The organism is Dyella sp., assembly GCF_035508675.1.
In the GTDB taxonomy this organism is placed as follows: Bacteria; Pseudomonadota; Gammaproteobacteria; order Xanthomonadales; family Rhodanobacteraceae; genus Dyella_B.
Genome location: NZ_DATJMN010000041.1, coordinates 1 through 17623, shown reverse-complemented (window position 1 = coordinate 17623; position 17623 = coordinate 1). Strand labels below are relative to the sequence as shown.

16 protein-coding genes are annotated in these 17623 nt (G+C 62.7%); 8 read left to right on the top strand and 8 right to left on the bottom strand.

Annotated features, from left to right (window positions below; all coding sequences use genetic code 11):
• The coding region (locus VMA74_RS02580; protein WP_325364513.1) for a YadA C-terminal domain-containing protein at positions 1–188 on the top strand (188 nt) is incomplete at its 5' end.
• A gap of 146 nt (positions 189–334) precedes the next feature.
• On the opposite strand, the gene VMA74_RS02575 is transcribed toward VMA74_RS02580, so the two are convergent.
• Together VMA74_RS02575 and VMA74_RS02570 are read right to left on the bottom strand one after the other, a co-directional pair.
• Positions 335–1768, bottom strand: coding sequence for a sensor histidine kinase (locus VMA74_RS02575; RefSeq protein WP_325364511.1), 1434 nt, complete (start codon positions 1766–1768; stop codon positions 335–337).
• Entirely contained in the window at positions 1765–2439 is a 675-nt protein-coding gene (locus VMA74_RS02570) for a response regulator transcription factor (RefSeq protein WP_325364509.1), read from the bottom strand. The genes VMA74_RS02575 and VMA74_RS02570 overlap by 4 nt, the downstream gene beginning before the upstream one ends.
• Positions 2440–2650: 211 nt before the next feature.
• On the opposite strand from VMA74_RS02570, the gene VMA74_RS02565 reads away from it, so the two are divergent.
• Both VMA74_RS02565 and VMA74_RS02560 read left to right on the top strand, forming a co-directional pair.
• A complete protein-coding gene (locus VMA74_RS02565; protein WP_325364507.1) occupies positions 2651–4879 on the top strand; it encodes a M1 family metallopeptidase in 2229 nt (742 codons plus the stop codon).
• 13 nt (positions 4880–4892) lie between these two features.
• Positions 4893–5771: a hypothetical protein gene (locus VMA74_RS02560; protein ID WP_325364505.1), complete on the top strand. Its 879-nt coding sequence runs from the start codon at positions 4893–4895 to the stop codon at positions 5769–5771.
• Positions 5772–5922: 151 nt separating this feature from the next.
• Here VMA74_RS02560 and VMA74_RS02555 read toward each other — a convergent pair whose 3' ends face one another.
• From VMA74_RS02555 to VMA74_RS02545, 3 genes are all read right to left on the bottom strand, one after another.
• A complete protein-coding gene (locus tag VMA74_RS02555) occupies positions 5923–6465 on the bottom strand; it encodes a GNAT family N-acetyltransferase (RefSeq protein ID WP_325364503.1) in 543 nt (180 codons plus the stop codon).
• A gap of 26 nt (positions 6466–6491) precedes the next feature.
• Positions 6492–6977, bottom strand: coding sequence for an SET domain-containing protein (locus tag VMA74_RS02550; RefSeq protein ID WP_325364501.1), 486 nt, complete (start codon positions 6975–6977; stop codon positions 6492–6494).
• A gap of 94 nt (positions 6978–7071) precedes the next feature.
• Complete coding sequence (locus VMA74_RS02545) at positions 7072–7425, bottom strand: ComEA family DNA-binding protein (RefSeq protein ID WP_325364499.1); 354 nt, start codon at positions 7423–7425, stop codon at positions 7072–7074.
• Positions 7426–7708: 283 nt separating this feature from the next.
• Here VMA74_RS02545 and VMA74_RS02540 point away from each other — a divergent pair, with 283 nt between their 5' ends.
• The 5 genes from VMA74_RS02540 to VMA74_RS02520 all read left to right on the top strand — a co-directional run bounded on the left by VMA74_RS02540 (position 7709) and on the right by VMA74_RS02520 (position 12953).
• On the top strand, positions 7709–9130 hold the full coding sequence (locus tag VMA74_RS02540; protein WP_325364497.1) for a M20 family metallopeptidase: 1422 nt from the start codon (positions 7709–7711) through the stop codon (positions 9128–9130).
• Positions 9127–9822: a YggS family pyridoxal phosphate-dependent enzyme gene (locus VMA74_RS02535; RefSeq protein ID WP_325364495.1), complete on the top strand. Its 696-nt coding sequence runs from the start codon at positions 9127–9129 to the stop codon at positions 9820–9822. Before VMA74_RS02540 ends, VMA74_RS02535 begins: the two co-directional genes overlap by 4 nt.
• 257 nt (positions 9823–10079) lie before the next feature.
• Positions 10080–10799 carry a C40 family peptidase gene (locus tag VMA74_RS02530; RefSeq protein ID WP_325364493.1) on the top strand — a complete coding sequence of 240 codons (720 nt, stop codon included), beginning with the start codon at positions 10080–10082 and terminating at the stop codon, positions 10797–10799.
• A 102-nt stretch (positions 10800–10901) separates the two neighbouring features.
• Entirely contained in the window at positions 10902–11555 is a 654-nt protein-coding gene (locus tag VMA74_RS02525; RefSeq protein WP_325364492.1) for a rhomboid family intramembrane serine protease, read from the top strand.
• Positions 11556–11585: 30 nt separating this feature from the next.
• A complete protein-coding gene (locus VMA74_RS02520; RefSeq protein ID WP_325364490.1) occupies positions 11586–12953 on the top strand; it encodes an amino acid permease in 1368 nt (455 codons plus the stop codon).
• Between the two features lie 148 nt (positions 12954–13101).
• Here VMA74_RS02520 and rapA read toward each other — a convergent pair whose 3' ends face one another.
• The 3 genes from rapA to VMA74_RS02505 all read right to left on the bottom strand — a co-directional run.
• On the bottom strand, positions 13102–15942 hold the full coding sequence (gene rapA, locus VMA74_RS02515; protein WP_325364488.1) for an RNA polymerase-associated protein RapA: 2841 nt from the start codon (positions 15940–15942) through the stop codon (positions 13102–13104).
• Positions 15943–16068: 126 nt separating this feature from the next.
• Positions 16069–16566 (bottom strand): type IV pilin protein, encoded by a 498-nt coding sequence (locus tag VMA74_RS02510; protein ID WP_325364486.1) that lies wholly within the window; start codon positions 16564–16566, stop codon positions 16069–16071.
• A 17-nt stretch (positions 16567–16583) separates the two neighbouring features.
• Positions 16584–17623 (bottom strand): hypothetical protein (locus VMA74_RS02505; protein WP_325364484.1); only part of this gene is annotated, 1040 nt, incomplete at its 5' end.

Below are 17623 nucleotides of genomic sequence, written 5' to 3'. Positions count from 1 at the left end.
TGGCTTTCAGTGCCAACGGCCTGGATACCAAGAACCGTCTGGGCGTGGGCATCGGCAACCAGAATGGACAGTCTGCGCTGGCAGTGGGTTACTCGCGCCAGATCAAGCCGAACTTGAACCTGTCGTTCGGTGGCTCGGCTGCGGTTGGTGATGTGTCGTTGGGTGCGGGTATGTCCTACGGCTGGTAACACATAACGACAACTGCAACATGATTGATGCCGGCGTCTTCGGGCGCCGGCTTTTTTCGTGCCTTTTCTCGCCGGGATCTCGCGTAGGTTGGCGGTGAGCGCATGCGAACCCCAACGTTGCCGTGCGGATGGCTACGTGCTGTCCCTCACCCCAACCCTCTCTCCGGCGTGGGAAGGGCATTGTCTGCTGCAGCAGGAAACATGACCTCCACCCGTAATCCCCGCTCGTTGTTGCCGCGCATGTAACGCACCTGTGCGTTGTGCCATTCCGCGATGCGCTGCACGATGGCCAGGCCAAGGCCGCTGCCTTGTTCTTCGCTGCCGGGCACGCGGAAGAAACGTTCGCCCAGGCGTTCGACCCATGCAGGCGGTACACCGGGCCCGTTGTCTTCCACGGCGAGGCAGATATGGTTGCCCGCGCGGTCGAGCGATACCGTCATCAGGCTGCCGCGTCCGGCGTAGCGCAGGCCGTTGTCGATCAGGTTGTCCAGCATCTCCTGCAGGCGATGGCGATCACCTTCGATCCACAGCGGGCCGGCCGGTCCTTCGTAGCCAAGGTCGATATCCACGGCCAGCGCTTCATGCACACGTTGCCCCACCAGCTCGGGAATCACCGTGGCGAGATTCAGCCGTTCGGTATCGCCGATTTCGTGTTCGGCCGTTTGCGCACGCGTGAGCGCCAGCAATTGGCTGGAGGTGCGATTGGCGCGCTGGATCAGGCGCTGGATATGGTTCAGCGCATCCTTGATCGTCGCGGGGTCGGCACTGGCTTGCGCGCGCTCGGCGTGCACGCTCAGGCCGGCCAGTGGCGTGCGCAGTTGATGGGCGGCATCGGCGATGAAGCGCTCATGCAGGGCCAGCATGCCGCGCAGTCGCGCGAACAGGCCGTCGATGGTGCGCGTAAGCGGCAAGATTTCCACCGGCACTTCGGCATCGCCGATCGGCGCCAGATCGTGTTCGCGGTTGTCCAGCTGGTTGGTGAGCGGTTCGAGCTGGCGCAAGCCGGTGCTGACGCCCAGCCACACCAGCAGGAACGCGGCGATGATCAGCAAGGCCTGCGCAGGAATGCTCAGCAGCAAAATCTGCCGCGCTTCCAGGCGCCGATCGCGCAGCGTTTCGGCCACGGTCACCTCGAGCTGGTCGCCTTCCTCGCGCGGATTGGGCATCTGGATGCTGGCCGCGCGCAGTGCATGCCTTTCGATCTGCACGTTGTAAAGCTGCGGTGTCTTGCCGTCGATGAACAAACCGCCGGGCGGCTTCAGTCCCGGGTTGCCAGCCACCAGTCCGTGGTGGGCGCTGAACACGCTGAAGTAATTGCGGCCCTCCGGTTCGTATTCGAGCAGAAACTGCGCCTGCGGCGAAACGGTGCCATCCGGGCTCTTGGTGGCCATCATCTGCACCAGCGTCAACGTATCGTCCAGCAGATTTACGTCGTGCACGTGGTTGGCGTAGATCAACGCGCCGATGTAGGTGATCAAGCTATTCAACAGCAGCAATGCCGTGAGCGGCACCAGCAGCGTAGTCAGCAAGCGCCGACGCAGGCTCTGGCGACTGTTGCGCCAACGCAGGCGCTGGCTCATGCCTCCTTCACCTCTTCCAGCAGGTAGCCGAGCCCGCGGATGGTGCGCACTTGCGTGCCGGAATCGGCGAGCTTGCGGCGCAGGCGGTAGATGGCGATGTCCAGGCCGTTGTCGGTAAGTTCCTGATCCCAGCTGCACAGCGCTTCGATCAGTTGCGCGCGGCTGGTGACGCGATCGGGACGCGCGGCCAACGCTTCGAGCAAGCCGAATTCGCGAGCGGTAAGTTCCAGCGGCTTGTCATCCACCCAGGCGCGATGGCCGGGCAGATCCAGGCGCAGGCGTCCCAGGGTGATTTCGGGTGCGCCCTGCGTGGTGTAACGGCGCAACAAGGCACGTACGCGCGCTTCGAATTCGGCCAGCGCGAAGGGTTTCACCAGGTAATCGTCCGCACCCAGGTCCAGCACGCGCACGCGTTCGCGCAAGCCTTCGCGGGCAGTGATCACCAGCACGGGCAAACCGCTGCCGCGCTTGCGCACGCGCTGCAGTACTTCGCTGCCATCCAGCCCCGGCAGGCCAAGATCGAGCACGAGCAGGTCATAAGGGGTGTCTTTCAGTGCCGCATCGGCGCGCACGCCGTCGGCCACGTGGTCGACCGCGTGGCCGCCCTGGCGCAGCGCAGCGCTGACGCCGGCAGCAATGGAGGGGTCGTCTTCGGCAATCAGGATGCGCATGGTCGAAGGGCTCCGGCATACCTTGGGTACTGCAATGTGGTCATGATTTTCAGCGTGCTCCCTTCCCGTTGGCTGAACAGTTGGGTAGGTTGGATGGGCGCAGGGTAACCTAACAGCCGCGGCGTACCCAACCTGCATGACGTTAGGCTGATGCCTTTGCTGTCATGCTTGGTGCACGCTTGATCAATCATTCGCGAAGGGGAGGCCATCGATGGGCTTTGCAATGGGCAATAGCGGGCGGTGGCTCGCGGCATGCGTGCTGCTGTGGTCGGGCCAGGCGCTGGCGCAGACCGTCACGCCGGCCGGGCAGATACAGCGTGCCACGGTGGCGCCCGTAGCCGTAACGCAGGACATTCCCTTCGCCCCTGCGCACGACACCATCATCACTACACAGAGTGCGCCGAACGCCTGGGGTGGCGAGCGCACCGGCAGCGAGCCGACGCTGTCCGACCGCGTGGTGAGCTACACCATCGACGCGGAGCTGGACGCCGCCCGGCATGCCGTGACCGGCAAGGAACACATGACCTGGCGCAATCGCAGCGATCGCGAAGTGCGCAGCGTCTATTTCCATCTTTATCTCAATGCGTTCCAGAACGAGGGCAGCACGTTCTTCACCGAGCGCGAGGTGCTTACGGCGCATGGCAGCGCGCGCGGCAACGCGGTGCTGGGAAAAGGGCAGTGGGGCTGGATTCGCCTGCAGAACGTGCAGCAAAACGGTACGCCGCTGAAGTGGCGCTTCGTGCATCCGGATGGCGGCCCGGCGACGGATGAAACCGTGGTGCGCATCGACCTGGCGCAACCGGTACCGGCGGGCGGCACGCTGGCGCTGGATATCGATTTTCTCAGCCAGTTGCCGCGCGTGGTGGAACGCACGGGCTGGTGGGGCGATTTCAACCTTGTCGGCCAATGGTTCCCGAAGATCGGTGTGCTGGAACTGCCCGGCGAACGGGGCGCCACCGAAGTGCGCTGGAACGTGCACGAGTTTCATTTCAACAGTGAGTTCTACGCGGATTTCGGCCTGTATGACGTGCATCTGACGGTACCTAACGACTACACCGTCGGTGCGGTGGGCAAGCTGCAAGGCGCGCCGGAGCAGAACAACGGCAAGACGACTTATCACTTCATGCAAGGCGACGTGCATGATTTTGCATGGGTGGCGGCCAAGAACTTCAAGACGCTGGACGGTACCTACGAAGGGCCGGGCAGCCCGAAGGTGACGGTGCGCGTGATCTATCCGCCGGAATATGTCGCCAGCGCGGCGCCTACCTTGAAATCGACCATCGATGCGATTGGCTATTTTTCGCGCACGCTGGGGCCGTATCCGTATGAAACCGTGACGGCGGTGGTTCCACCCTACAACGCGGATGAAGCGGGCGGCATGGAATATCCCACCTTCTTCACCTCCGAGGGATACAAGGAGATCAAGCCCGATACGATGAATCAGATGCTCAGCGATTTCGTGAACATCCATGAATTCGGCCATGGCTATTTCTACGGCATTCTCGCCTCCAATGAATTCGAAGAGCCGATCCTGGATGAAGGACTCAACGAATACTGGGACAACCGCATGCTGCGCGAGCGCAAGCAGGACCTGGTGCTGGCGACGCCTTTTACCAAATGGCTGGGCATAACCCCGCACGTCAGCGGCTTTGCCTTCGAGCGCTTCACCGCGACCTTGTTGCATCCGGCCGATCCGCTGGCGCAGAACAGCTGGGATCGCCTTTCCGGCACCAGCTACGGCACCGTGTATTCACGCACCGCCACGGCCATGCATGATCTGGAAGAGCGCCTTGGCCGGCCCGCGCTGGAAAAGGCGTTCAAGCTCTATTACCAGCGCTGGCGCTTCCGCCATCCTTCAGTGGCGGATTTCCGCGCGGCGCTGATCGACAGCTCCGGCAACGCCAAGGACGTGGACGCCATTTTCAATGAATACGTCTATGGCACCGCGTCGATGGACGACAAGGTCGCGGATATCGACAGCTACGAAGTGCTGCCGCAAGCCGGCGTCAGCTGGAAGGATGGCAAGCGCGTCGAAGTGGATGCCGAGGACATCGACAAGCAGGTCGACAAGCAGCGCAGCGCCTGGGAAAAGGCCCATAAGGATGCCAAGCCCGGAGCGCCCGGACCGTTCCCCTGGCATAGCACGGTCACGGTGCGCCGCTATGGCGTATCGGCACGGGAACTGCTGCGTGTGACGTTCGAGGATGGCACGCACCAGGACATCACATGGAACGACGATCGCCGCTGGGCGCGTTTCGATTTCGTCAAGCCAAGCAAGGTGGTGTCGGCCGAACTCGATCCGGACCAGCACCACCTGCTGGATCGCGATCGGCTCAACAACAGCTTGAGCATCGAACCGAACGGTGCGGCGTCGCGGCGCTGGACGGCCGATGCCGCAGCGCTGCTGCAGAGTATTTCCGCCTTGCTGTCCACCTTGTGAGAGAACTGCAACCATGTCTCGTTCCGTAAACGTTGGGGCTTTGCTGTCCGGCATGCGCGCCGCCGTGCAATGGCGCTTGTTGTTGCTTTGGTTGCTGGTCATGCTGATTCCTACCGCGCTGGTCGCCTTGCCGTTGTGGACGACGCTCGGCGGATTGCTCGATACCTCGGTGCACTCGGCCGAATGGGCGCAGGGTTTCAACGACATCATGTTCTCCGACGTCGTCATGCAGTTGGGCGATCATCCGGAGTCGCTGTTGACCGTTGTGGTGATCGCGCAGGTGTTGAGCTTGCTGTTGTCGCCGTTCCTGGCCGGCATGGTGGTCGGCAGCGGCAGGGCGGGGCGCGTGCTGGGCTTCGGCGCCTTGCTGCAGAGCGGCCTAGTGGAATACGGCCGCATGTTCCGCGTTTTGCTGTGGTCGCTGGTTCCCTATGCGATCGTGGTCGGCGTGCATGGGCTGGGCACGCATCTGGCGGATAAACATGCCGAGCAGGCCGTGCTGGAAGCGCAGGCTGATCGCTATGCCGATATCGCGTACGCGGTGTTGGCCATCGCCTTTGTGCTGGCGCAGACGATCGTGGAATCGGCGCGTGCGGCGTTCATCGCCGATGCAGGCCTGCGTTCGGCGACACGCGCGTTATGGCGCGGCATTCGGCAATTGTTCAAGCAGCCGCTGCAGACCTTGCTGTTCTATCTGGCCGTGACATCGGCGGGATTGCTGCTGGCCGCCGTGTTCGGCTTGCTGCGAATCCGCGTCACCGCGGTTGGCGTGGGCGGCATGCTGCTGGCCTTGCTGCTGGGCCAGCTGGTGGTGCTGGCGATTGGCTGGATGCGCACGGCGCGGTTGTTTGTGCTGGCGGAAGTGGCGCGTGTGGTTAGGCCAGTGGCGTAGCGTTGTAGACGTCACACCGGATCGGAGCGCGCAGGTTGGTGGTGAGCACATGCGAACCCCAACCTTGCCGTGCAGAAAACGATGTTGGGGTTCGCTCCGGATCAAGTCCGAGGCTCACCGCCAACCTAGGCGGCTCGCAATGACCTGCCACTCACGCAAACGCGTGGCGGCGCCATTCGCGGTGCGGCGGGTAATAGGCGAAAACGTGGTTGTCGCTGCCGAAGAAATCGATGTCTTCGATATGCTCGCCACCAAGGCGTTCGGCCACGCGGTCGGAGGCATCGTTGCCGACGCGCACCAGGCTGATCACGCGCTGCAGGTGCAAGGGGTTCCAGGCGTAATCCAGGATGGCCGAGCCTGCCTCGGTGGCGTAGCCATGGTGGCGATGCTCTGGCTTGAGCATCCAGCCCATTTCCACATCCGGCCAACCTTCCGGATGCAGCAGGCCGGCGCGGCCGATGAATTCGCCCGTGGCCTTCATTTCCAGCGCCCACATGCCGTAGCCACGCAATTGCCAGTGGCCGATCAACATGGCCAGCGAGCGCCATGCGTTGGTGCGGTCCAGCGGCAGGCCATCGCCGATCCAGCGCGTGCTTTCCGGGTCGGCGAGCATCGCGGCGTAGTCGTTGAAGTGCCGTTCGGTCAGTGCCGTCAGGCGCAGGCGGTCGGTCTCGAGGGTGGGAATGTCGATCATTGCCGATCAGTCGTGAGGGATGCTTGCTACGTAAAATGGACCAGCGCATCCCTGCTCGCGCTATCCAATACTCTGGCCAGGGCTCGGGTGGTGGATATCAGGCTCTCGTCCCAGGGCAGACCGATAATTTTCTCACCGGTGGCGGTGTCGATAAAGTCCTCCTCTTGCCCAGGCGGCAGCAGATGACGGTAATCCACGGTGATTTCGGTGCCGACGGGCAGCTTGTGCAAGGCGAACACGAAGCCCAGATGCCATAGGCCGGTCGGCGCGAAGCTGTGATTGATGTAGCACTCGTCCGGCCATTCCGGCGTCAGCGTGTAGCGGTCTTCGAACCAGCGGGCGCTGGCGTACATCTGCTCGGGCTTGGCCACCAGCTCGCTCAACCGGTAGGTGCGATCGATGGCGTCGGGCGCCGTGATGATGCGCCCTGCCTCCACGTCCTCATCCAGGAACAACCCCTTGCCTGCACCACGAATCGTGGAGGCGTCGATGCGATAGCGGGGCAGGATCATGTTGGAGTGGCGGCGACGGATAGGTTTCGGCGCGGCGCAGTGTAGCGCAAGCCGTGCGCGAAGATACGGCCCGCGCGAGCGGGCCGTAGGTGGATCAGTCCTGGGCGGCTTCCTCGTTGGCTGCTTTGGACTTCTTGGCGTGTTTGGGCTTGGCCGGCGCATCGGCGGCCGCCTTTGCACCATCGCCGCTGAGCAGGATCGCGTCGTGGTTTCGCTCCAGCGTGGCAGAGCCGATGCCCTTCACCTGCGACAATTCGTCCGCGCTCTTGAATGGGCCATGCTCGTCGCGGAAGGCGACGATGGCTTTCGCCTTGGCCAGGCCGATGCCGTCCAGCGACTTGGCGATGGTCTCGGCATCGGCCGTGTTGATGTTGACCGGCGTGGCGGCAAAGGCGGGCAGTGCCAGCGATAAGGTCAGGCCAGCGATGGCGGCAAGCTTTTTCAACATAAGGTTCTCCCTGGGGAATGAGTGAGCGGCTCTTTCTTGCCGCGCCTCCACTTTGCGTTGTCGCCCAGGTGGCAGCCCAGTCGGTGGAGCGCGTATAAGCGCAGCTGAGTTGTGCGCCTGTGAGTGTCATCCGCGCGCTGGCAAGGTTGTGAGTATTGATGGCGGCGTTGACAGAGGAAGTGGCCATGCGTCACCGCGGTTTTGCCGGGCATGTTCTCTTGCAGCAAGAGTTGCGCCGCGTTGCACTGCTAAAATCGCGCTTTCCTTTGCTTCAGGAGTCCTTATGGATACCGCGCGTATCACCCGCTACATCAGCGATTTGTGGGATGCCGAAATCGTTCCGCAATTGGTGGAATACATTCGCATTCCCAACAAATCGCCCATGTTCGACAAGGACTGGGCGGCGCACGGCTACATGGATGCCGCGGTGAAGCTGATGGAGAACTGGGCGCGCAGCAAGCTTGCGCAACTGCCAGGCGCGACGCTGGAAGTGGTTCGGCTGGAAGGACGTACACCGCTGATCTATATCGAAGTGCCGGGACAGAACGACGACACCGTGGTGCTGTACGGCCATCTCGACAAGCAGCCGGAGATGACCGGATGGTCGGAAGGGCTGGGGCCGTGGACTCCGGTACTGAAGGGCGACAAGTTGTATGGGCGCGGGGGCGCCGACGATGGTTATGCCATCTTCGGTTCGCTCGCTGCCTTGCTGGCTTTGCGTGAGCAAGGCATACCGCATGCGCGCTGCGTGATCCTGATCGAAGCCTGCGAAGAATCCGGCAGCTATGACCTGCCGCACTACGTGGATCACCTTGCGCCGCGCATCGGCAACCCTTCGCTGGTGGTGTGCCTGGATTCGGGCTGCGGCAACTACGACCAGCTGTGGCTGACCACCTCGCTGCGCGGCATGACCGGCGGCGAACTCAGCGTGCAGGTGCTGGAAGAGGGCGTGCATTCGGGCGATGCGTCCGGCGTGGTGCCCTCCAGCTTCCGCATCCTGCGTGAGTTGCTGTCGCGGCTGGAAGATCAGCAAACCGGCCACATCAAGCCGAAAGAACTGCACGTGGACATTCCGCCGCAGCGCTTCGAGCAGGCCAAGGCGGCTACCGAGGTACTGGGCAAGGCGGTGTATGAGAAATTCCCCTTCATGGCCGGCATGCAGCCGGTGACGGATGATCTCACCGAGCTGGTGCTCAACCGCACCTGGCGTCCGCAGCTTGCGGTGACCGGTGCCGACGGCTTGCCGCCGCTGGAGAGCGCCGGCAACGTGCTGCGCCCGAAGACCAGCGTGAAGTTGAGCCTGCGCCTGCCACCCACGCTGGATGGCGCCAAGGCCAGCGCCTTCGTGAAGCAGCTGCTGGAAAAGGATCCGCCCTACGGCGCCAAGGTCAGCTTCAAGCTGGAGAAGGACGGCAGCGGCTGGCATGCGCCGCAGCTGTCGCCGTGGCTGGAACAGGTGGTGGCCGAAGCCTCCCAGCATTACTTCGGCGCGCCGGCCGCCTATATGGGCGAAGGCGGCACGATTCCCTTCATGGGCATGCTGGGGGCCAAGTTCCCGCAGGCGCAGTTCCTGATCACCGGGGTGCTGGGGCCGCATTCCAATGCGCACGGGCCGAACGAGTTCCTGCACATTCCGACCGGCAAGAAGGTGTCGATGGTGGTCGCCGACGTGGTGGCGCGGCACTTCCAGCAAGCCGCGCGATGACCGACATCGCCGCCAATTGGGCTGCCGTCCGCCAGCGCGTGGACGCTGCCTGCCGTGAGGCGGGACGCGATCCTACGGAAGTCACCGTACTGCCGGTCAGCAAGACCTTCGGCCCGGAGGCGATCCGGGCCGCGCTGGCGCTGGGGCTGCATCGCTTCGGCGAAAACAAGGTGCAGGAAATCCGCGAGAAGGCCGCGGTCCTGGCCAGCGAGACGATCGATTGGGTAGTGATCGGCCACCTGCAGACCAACAAGGCCAAGGACGTGGCGCGGCTGGCCAGCGAGGTGCAATCGCTGGACCGGTTGGAGCTGGCGGAGGCGCTGCAGCACCGCCTGGAGGCCGAAAACCGCAGCCTGGACGTGCTGGTGCAGGTCAAGACCGCCCGCGAGGACACCAAGCACGGCCTGCCAGCCGAGGCGTTGCCGGACTTCCTGCAGCGACTGCGGGCTTACTCACGGCTGCGGGTGAACGGCCTGATGACGCTCGCGACGCTGTCGGAGGATACCGGCGAGGTCCGCGCCTGCTTCCGTCAGCTGCGGGAGCTACGCGATCGCTGTGCAGCACAGGGCCATGCGCTGCCGCGGCTTTCGATGGGCATGAGCGGCGACTTCCCCTTGGCGATTGCCGAGGGCGCCTCCGAAGTGCGGATCGGAACCGCCATTTTTGGTAGCCGTTTGTACGCTCCGGCGTGAGGGTCCTGCCTGTGAAAGCCGTAAATATTCCGAAAAATTCTTGAGTTAACGCTTATAGGTGAACCCGTGTTTCTGTGGATGTTTGTTTAAAATCAATGGCTTGCGTACTAAATTCGGCCGCGATCAATTTTCGAAACGACAGGGTTCAGTTAACTTCATCCGAACATGCTGCCGGTAGGGCTTTGTTACCTTCACCACTTCGTCACGGCCGCCGCAGGGGGCGACGGCCGGATCGGTAACCGCCCAGAGACCACCGAATGCCAAACACGCGACTTGTACTCGCCGCGCTTGCCACGGCTATGTGCTTTGCAGGCACCGCTTCCGCCGCCGACATCAGCAGCATTCAGGCCCAGGTTTCCGGAAAGTTTTCCTCTACCGTATTGAGTCCGCTGGCCGCTATCACGCCCGCGGCGGCGATGGCCCAGTCCACGCTCCCCACCCAGCTTCCCTACGCCACGGTCGCGTCCGCCAAGGACAGCACCGCCGCCGACACCGCCGCCACGGCGGATGACAACGACAACGCGCAATTCAGCGACGCCAAGACCAGCCAGGGCCTGCGCGACATGCTGATCGGCCTGGCCATGGAGTTGCGTCACGTGCGCTACGTGCGCGGTGGCCGCGATCCTTCCACCGGTTTTGATTGCAGCGGTTTCGTCCGCTACGTGTTCGAGCGCGCCATCGGCCTGCAGCTGCCGAGCAACTCGGCCTCGCAATACCTGGTCGGCAAGATCATTCACCGCGACGCCATGCAGCCGGGCGACCTGGTGTTTTTCCGCACTGCCGGCGGACGCCATGGCACGGGCCGCATCTCGCACGTGGCGATCTACATCGGCGAGGGCCGCTTCATCCACTCCCCGCGCCGCGGCGAATCCGTGCGCGTGGACAACCTCTCCGACAGCTACTGGGCCAAGCGTTTTGCCGGCGCCCGTCGCCCGGAAGCCATGGCGCAGATCGATGCGGGCGCGCACAACGGTTGATTGTTGAGAGCCAATGACGACTTGAAAGGCTGCCTACGGGTGGCCTTTTTTCTTGGGCGTCATGGCACCCTACGCGCTTATCAGACAAAAAACGCCCACCCCATGCCCACCCGCCTTCCACCCGTCACGCGCTACCTGCTCATCGCCAACGTCGTGGTGTTCGTGTTGCAACAGATGATGCACGACACCTTGATCGCGCACTTCGCATTATGGCCGTGGGGGCCAGACCAGCTGGCGCAGTTATCGAACGGCAGTGTGACGGCGATCGGCTTCCGGCCGTGGCAGCTCGTTACCTACGCCTTCATGCATGGCAGCCTCCAGCACATCTTCTTCAACATGTTTGCGTTGTACATGTTCGGCGGTGCGATCGAGCAGACGTTCGGCCCACGCCATTTCACGCTTTATTACTTCGTCTGCCTGCTCACCGCTGCGCTGACACAGTTGCTGGTGGTGAAGTACTTCACACACGGCTTCGAGCCTACGCTTGGCGCATCCGGCGCCATCTTCGGCCTGTTGCTGGCGTTCGGCATGCTGTATCCGCAAGAGCGGCTGATGCTGATCTTCCTGCCGATTCCCATTCCTGCGTGGCTGTTCGTGATTGGCTACGGCGCAGTGGAACTGGTGTTGGGCGTGGGTGGATGGCAGGCGAGCGTTGCGCATTTCGCCCATCTTGGCGGTATGCTCGGCGGCTTCCTGATGATCCAATACTGGCGCGGCAAGTTTCCGATCAAACCCAAGCACCGCTTGATGCGCTGAACAAAAATTCCAAGGGCGGAAAAAAAGACCATGACGCAACACCTGCAGCGCCGGCTGATGCCGCGCCATATCACCTTCATGGCGCTGGGCATGGCCATCGGCACGGGGCTGTTCCTTGGCTCGGCCAGCACCATCCAGTTGGCAGGGCCATCGGTGCTGTTCGCGTACATGTTCGGTGGCTTGATGATCTTCATCATCATGCGCGCGCTGGGCGAAATGGCGGTGCATGATCCGGTCGCCGGTTCGTTCAGCAGCTACGCGCATCGCTATCTGGGCCCTTTCGCCGGCTACGTCACCGGCTGGAACTACTGGTTGCTGATGGTGGGCGTGGGCATGGCCGAAAGCACCGGCGTCGGCATCTACATGAAGCAATGGTTTCCCGACTTGCCGCAATGGATCTGGGTGCTCGGCAGCGTGGTGATGATCGGCTCGCTGAACCTGATGGCGGTGAAGGTGTACGGCGAGATGGAATTCTGGTTCACCATGATCAAAGTGGTGACCGTGGTGCTGATGATCCTGGGCGGCGCCGGCATGATCTGGCTGGGTTGGGGCAACGCAGGACATCCGGTGGGGCTTTCCAACCTGTGGAGTCATGGCGGATGGTTCCCCCATGGATTCGTCGGCATGGTGCTGGCGCTGCCGGTGGTGGTGTTCTCCTTCGGTGGCATCGAAACGGTCGGCATGGCCGCGGGCGAAGCCTCGCAACCGGAGCGCACCATCCCGCGCGCCGTCAATTCGGTGCTGTGGCGTATTTTGATTTTCTACGTCGGTGCGCTGTTCGTGATCATGGCGATCTACCCGTGGAACCAGATCGGCACGCAGGGCAGCCCGTTCGTCACCACCTTCGACAAGCTCGGCATTGCGCAGGCCGCAGGCGTGATCAATTTTGTGCTGATCACCGCGGCGCTCTCGGGTTTCAACAGCACCACCTTCAGCGGCAGCCGCATGCTCTACAGCCTGGCCAACAAGGGGCAGGCACCGTCCTTCCTGGGTAAAGTCAGCGCGCATGGCGTGCCGATTCGCGGGGTGCTGGTGACGCTGGCCTGCCTGTCGATCGGCGTAGTGCTCAACTACGAACTGCCCAAGCACATTTTCGAGATGATGATGTCGATCCTCTCGTTCAATACCGTGTGGACGTGGTCGATGGTGCTGATCGCGCACTTCAGTTTCCGTCGCCGCTTCGGCAAAACCGCATTCCCGTTGCGAGGCTGGCCGATCACCAGCGCCATCTGCCTGGCATTTCTGATGTTTGTACTGGTCATGCTGGGCTATCACCCGGATACGCGCGTGGCCTTGTACGTGGGGGCGGCGTGGGTGGTATTGCTGACAGTGGCGTATTTCGCGTTCGGTATCGGCAAGCGGATGATGGTGGTTGGTGCGGATGAGAATGCGGCTTGACGTTGTGAATTAAGCCAGGATCGGAGCGCATAGGTTGGCGGGGAGCGCATGCGAACCCCGACGCTGCCATGCAGATGGTGATGTTGGGGTTCACCCCGGATCAAGTCCGGGGCTCACCATCAACCTACGAACATCCCAGCCTGCAAGATCAGCGCAACGCCAGGAAATCCGGGCTCACCACAAACCGCACCGCATCCAGCCGCAAGCGTGCTTGCGGCAACGCCTCCAGTAACGCCGAGCGCTCTTCCTCCACGTGCGCAATTTCCGCTTCGCTGATCGACGGATTCACTGCACGCAACGCATGCAGGCGCGCCACTTCCGCGTCCAGCGCTTCCCTGGCCTCCGTCACCGCCGCGGCAATGCTGGTTTGCGCACGCAGGCTCGCTGCCGCTTCGGCTTTTTCCAGCATCGGCGGCACCAGCTTGGCGAGGAACTTGCGATAGCGCGCCACTTCGATCGTGCGATCGCCGGCTTTGCGCACCGCCATCTCGCTGGGCTGAAAGCCGGGTCGTTCGGTGAGCTTGGTGTCGATGTTGGCCACGATCGGTTGCGTGGGCAGGAACCGCTCCGCATCCAGGCTGCGCTCCGCGATGCACTCCAGCACATACACCGCCTGCAGCAGCGCGTTACGCGACGGCAGCGCATCGTCCACCATGAAGGTGGCGTTGCCGCGCTCGTTGGAAAGCACCAGGTCGATCGCGCTGGCGATCATGGGATGATCCAGGCGCATCAACGGCAACTCTTCGCGCGCCAGCGCCACCTCGCGGGAGAAGGTGACCGAAACAGGGCCTTCGGCAAAGCCGGGCAGGGCGTCGGTGGACAGGTACTGCGGATCGAGCAGCAACACGTGGGCGCCGAGTTCTTCCGCGTGGATGCCGAAGGATTCCAGCAAGCGCTGCTGGAACGCATCGCGCGCAGGATCATCGTCTTCACGCCGGAACGCTTGCGCCAGCTCGTCCGCATGCAGATCGCGGCTGGCCGCCAGTTCGAGTAGATGATCGCGGCCGGCGCGAATCAGCTCGGCCATCTGCTCATGCGCGGCGCGCGTTTCGGCGAGCAGCACGTCCAGCTCCTGATCGCGCTGGTCATCGCCGCGGGCGTGCTCCTCGGCCAGTGTCGCCAGCGTTTCGCCGAAGCGGCGCAGCAATTCGCGGCCATCCGCCGGGCTGGTGCGGAAAGCGTCGATACCTTCGTCGTACCAGCGCGCCAATACGTGTTGCGCGGTATCGGGTGCGGCCATGATATGAATGCTGATGTCGTGCTTCTGCCCGATGCGATCGAGGCGGCCGATGCGTTGCTCCAGCAGATCCGGATCCAGCGGCAGATCCCACAGCACCAGGCGATGCGCGAACTGGAAGTTGCGGCCTTCCGAGCCGATCTCCGAGCAGATCAGCAGGCGCGCGCCATCGGCTTGTGCAAAATAAGCCGCGTTGCGGTCGCGCTGCACGATGCCCAGGCCTTCATGGAAACGGGCAATGCCCGCGCCCGTGCGTGTGCGCAGCGCCTCTTCCAGCGCCAGCACCTTGGCCTGGCTGCGGCAGATCAGCAGGAACTTGTCCTGCGGGTAACGATCGAGCAGGGCGACCAGCGTGTCGATACGCGGATCGTTGGCGTAATCCAGCTCAAGCACGGGTACCGGTTGCTGGATATCCGCATGGAATTCCGCCAGCAATGCCTGGCGTGTCACTTCATCCAGTCGTTCGGCATCGACTAGCTCCCACACCGGCGCGCGCTTGGGAAAGCCTCCAATGCTGGCGCGGCGATTGCGGAACATGGACCGCCCGGTGCCATGACGGTCGATCAACGCCGCCAGCAGCTCGCGGCTATGTTCCGGCTTGGTGGTATCGGCTAGGCAGGCTTGCAGCGCTGCATCGCCGTCAAAAGCCTTGCGCAAGGGCTCCAGCTCGGAAGCATCCAGCGGCGTGCTCGCCAGCAACTTGTCGGCGATCTGTGAAAGCGCCTGGAAATGTTCCGCCTCGGCGAGATACGTATCCAGGTCGTGATAGCGCTGCGGATCGAGCAGGCGCAAGCGGGCGAAATGGCCACTGCGCCCGAGCTGCTCCGGCGTGGCCGTCAGCAGAATCACGCCGGGCGTCGCCGCTGCCAGCTGCTCCACCAGGATATAGCGCGGGCTGGCGTTCTCAGCTGTCCAGGCCAGGTGATGGGCTTCGTCCACCACCAGCAGATCCCAACCCGCCTCCCGCAATTGCGTGGCGCGCTTGGGGTTGTGTTCCAGGAAGCCGAAGTCGGCAATCACCAGTTGCTCGTCTTCGAACGGATTGGCGTCGCTGCCGGATTGCTCCAGCGCCTCGCAACGCTCCTCGTCGTAGATCGCAAAGCTCAGATTGAAACGGCGCAGCAATTCCACAAACCACTGATACACCAGCGTATCCGGCAGCAGCACCAGCACACGCGAAGCGCGGCCGGCAGCGATCTGGCGCGCAATGATCATGCCCGCCTCGATCGTCTTGCCCAGCCCCACTTCATCCGCCAGCAGCACGCGCGGCGGCCGGCGCGCCGCGGCGATACCCGCCACGCGCAACTGGTGCGGCACCAGCCCGATCCGCGCCGAACTCAGCCCCCAGCTCGGCGAACGCCGCGCTTCCGCCCGGCGCTTCAAGCTCTCCAGCCGCAACTCGAAATGCGGCACCGGATCGGTACGCCCGCCGATCAGCCGGTCGTCCGCCTGGCTGACGCTCTGCTCATCATCCAGCTGTCCTTCGTGCAGCTCGCGCCCCTCGCCGCGATAGACCAGCAACCCCTCGCGCTCCTCTACGCGCTCCACCAGAAAGGCGAGGCCTTTGCCGGCCACCCGCTGCCCGGCGCGGAACTCGGCCCGCACAAGAGGGGCGGAGTCGACGGCATAGGGGCGCAGCACGCCTGACTTGGCGAATAGCACCTGGACTCCGCGTCCTTCCACGCGCAGAACAGTGCCTAGGCCGAGCTCGGGCTCGGCGGTGGAGATCCAGCGTTGACCGGGTATGAACATCAGCCTGCATTGCGTGGTTTCGAGGGGTGTCGATTATCCGCGCAACGAGTGAAACTGGCTACGCCTTAAGGCGTAGCCAAGAAGAGCATGCCAAACGGTCAATAGCTAATGTGGCCTTAACCGGCATCACCAGCAACTGGAGCCGCCCGATGAAGTGGCGGGTAGCTGGTTGCCAAGATAGTCCACCGAATAGGTCCCGCAACTATCACCCGCTTGAGAACCTGTAGGGGCCGCTTGGGCCGTATAGGTGCTTGCACTGCTGCCCGAAGTAGCCGGTGCGGAGAAGCTGACCACGTAAGTGGGATTGCTGCTGTTCGGCACCTGGATCTGATTATTGGCAATGTTCGAGCTCGAATAGCCGAGACTCAGCAAATTGAGCGTGTAAGTATTGTTGGTGGAGTAGTAAGTTTCCTCACGCCTGGATAGGTCGAGCAACGCTGACTTTGCAGTAGATCGGTTCGATTGCTGAACGTACTTCCGGTACTGCGGTATGGCGATCGCAGCCAGGATGGCCACGATCGCAACGACGATCATCAATTCGATGAGTGTAAAGCCACCTTGATGACGCCTTGTCATACGCATTGAAGGACGATGAATGCGTGCTTTGTCGAATATCTTGGCCATTGCCATGTCACCTTGTCTCAACGCAATTGCAGCCACGTCAACCGCTGCCCGCTTTGTCCGCCCGGGGGATTGATCTGATTGACGGTACCGACACCTGAAACGGTCTGGTTGACCAGATAAGGATGGCCATTCGCCGTCACCACCGACGGACTGCCCACCGCGCTGAGTGCGATGCCGCTAATGGAGCCGCTGATCACAACGCCCGTGGTGTCAGAGAAGAAGGAATTGGTGAAGCCGCCACCCGTCGCCGGGTTCAAAGCCATCGTCCAGCCCGCCGTTGTCACCACGGTGCAGCTCAGCGGCGAGTTGTTCGCCGGAATCGTCGTATTCACGATAAATGCGCCTTCGGATTCAATCGGGCTGTAGATAACCTGTTCGGTCTGGTTGCTGCCACCTACCCAGGACACACCGTTATAAGCAGGCAGATTCAGATACCAGCCGAACTGGGTGCCGGCTGTATTGACGAGGTTGCCGCTCGAATTGGTCGTTGCGCACGTCGAGCCCTGCATGCATACGGTGTTCTCGCTCACCGTGCGATAGCCCAGGATGGTGGAAGTGGAACTGCTTGATGTCGTGGTGCTGGTTATGGTCTGTTGTTCCAGGTTGCTTTGCGTAATAGGCGAGGATGTTGTGGGCGTGCCAGTTGCGCCGACGCTCAGGCCGGCATAGCCGACGCCCGCCGTGCCCGTTACCCCCAAGCCCCAGTCCCAAATGCCGTATAGCGTCTGAGGTCCGCCCGAATAGGTGGCACTGGACGTAACCGATTGCGGCTGGATAGCGCCGGTGCCGAATTCCACCAATACGTAAGGCGTATTGGAGTTTGAACTGGGTTCCGTTGTTGCGACCACGACTAGCTGGGTGGTAATCGGCTGCGGGCTGATCACCGTGTAGGTGGTGGTGTTGCCACTCGTCGTTGTGGTGGTGCCGTATGCGTAAGTGGATTGTTGCGATGGCGCCACCGGTGACAATACCGTAATCGTTGGCGTCGACGTAGTGGTAGTGGTGGTGCCGCCGCTCGTTGTCGTGGTGGTGGTGTACACCGTCTTGATCGGCGGCG

Coding starts and splice junctions, on each gene's coding strand:
- VMA74_RS02575 (WP_325364511.1), bottom strand. CDS start 1,768: ATGAGCCAGCGCCTGCGTTGGCGCAACAGTCGCCAGAGCCTGCGTCGG.
- VMA74_RS02570 (WP_325364509.1), bottom strand. CDS start 2,439: ATGCGCATCCTGATTGCCGAAGACGACCCCTCCATTGCTGCCGGCGTC.
- VMA74_RS02565 (WP_325364507.1), top strand. CDS start 2,651: ATGGGCTTTGCAATGGGCAATAGCGGGCGGTGGCTCGCGGCATGCGTG.
- VMA74_RS02560 (WP_325364505.1), top strand. CDS start 4,893: ATGTCTCGTTCCGTAAACGTTGGGGCTTTGCTGTCCGGCATGCGCGCC.
- VMA74_RS02555 (WP_325364503.1), bottom strand. CDS start 6,465: ATGATCGACATTCCCACCCTCGAGACCGACCGCCTGCGCCTGACGGCA.
- VMA74_RS02550 (WP_325364501.1), bottom strand. CDS start 6,977: ATGATCCTGCCCCGCTATCGCATCGACGCCTCCACGATTCGTGGTGCA.
- VMA74_RS02545 (WP_325364499.1), bottom strand. CDS start 7,425: ATGTTGAAAAAGCTTGCCGCCATCGCTGGCCTGACCTTATCGCTGGCA.
- VMA74_RS02540 (WP_325364497.1), top strand. CDS start 7,709: ATGGATACCGCGCGTATCACCCGCTACATCAGCGATTTGTGGGATGCC.
- VMA74_RS02535 (WP_325364495.1), top strand. CDS start 9,127: ATGACCGACATCGCCGCCAATTGGGCTGCCGTCCGCCAGCGCGTGGAC.
- VMA74_RS02530 (WP_325364493.1), top strand. CDS start 10,080: ATGCCAAACACGCGACTTGTACTCGCCGCGCTTGCCACGGCTATGTGC.
- VMA74_RS02525 (WP_325364492.1), top strand. CDS start 10,902: ATGCCCACCCGCCTTCCACCCGTCACGCGCTACCTGCTCATCGCCAAC.
- VMA74_RS02520 (WP_325364490.1), top strand. CDS start 11,586: ATGACGCAACACCTGCAGCGCCGGCTGATGCCGCGCCATATCACCTTC.
- rapA (WP_325364488.1), bottom strand. CDS start 15,942: ATGTTCATACCCGGTCAACGCTGGATCTCCACCGCCGAGCCCGAGCTC.
- VMA74_RS02510 (WP_325364486.1), bottom strand. CDS start 16,566: ATGGCCAAGATATTCGACAAAGCACGCATTCATCGTCCTTCAATGCGT.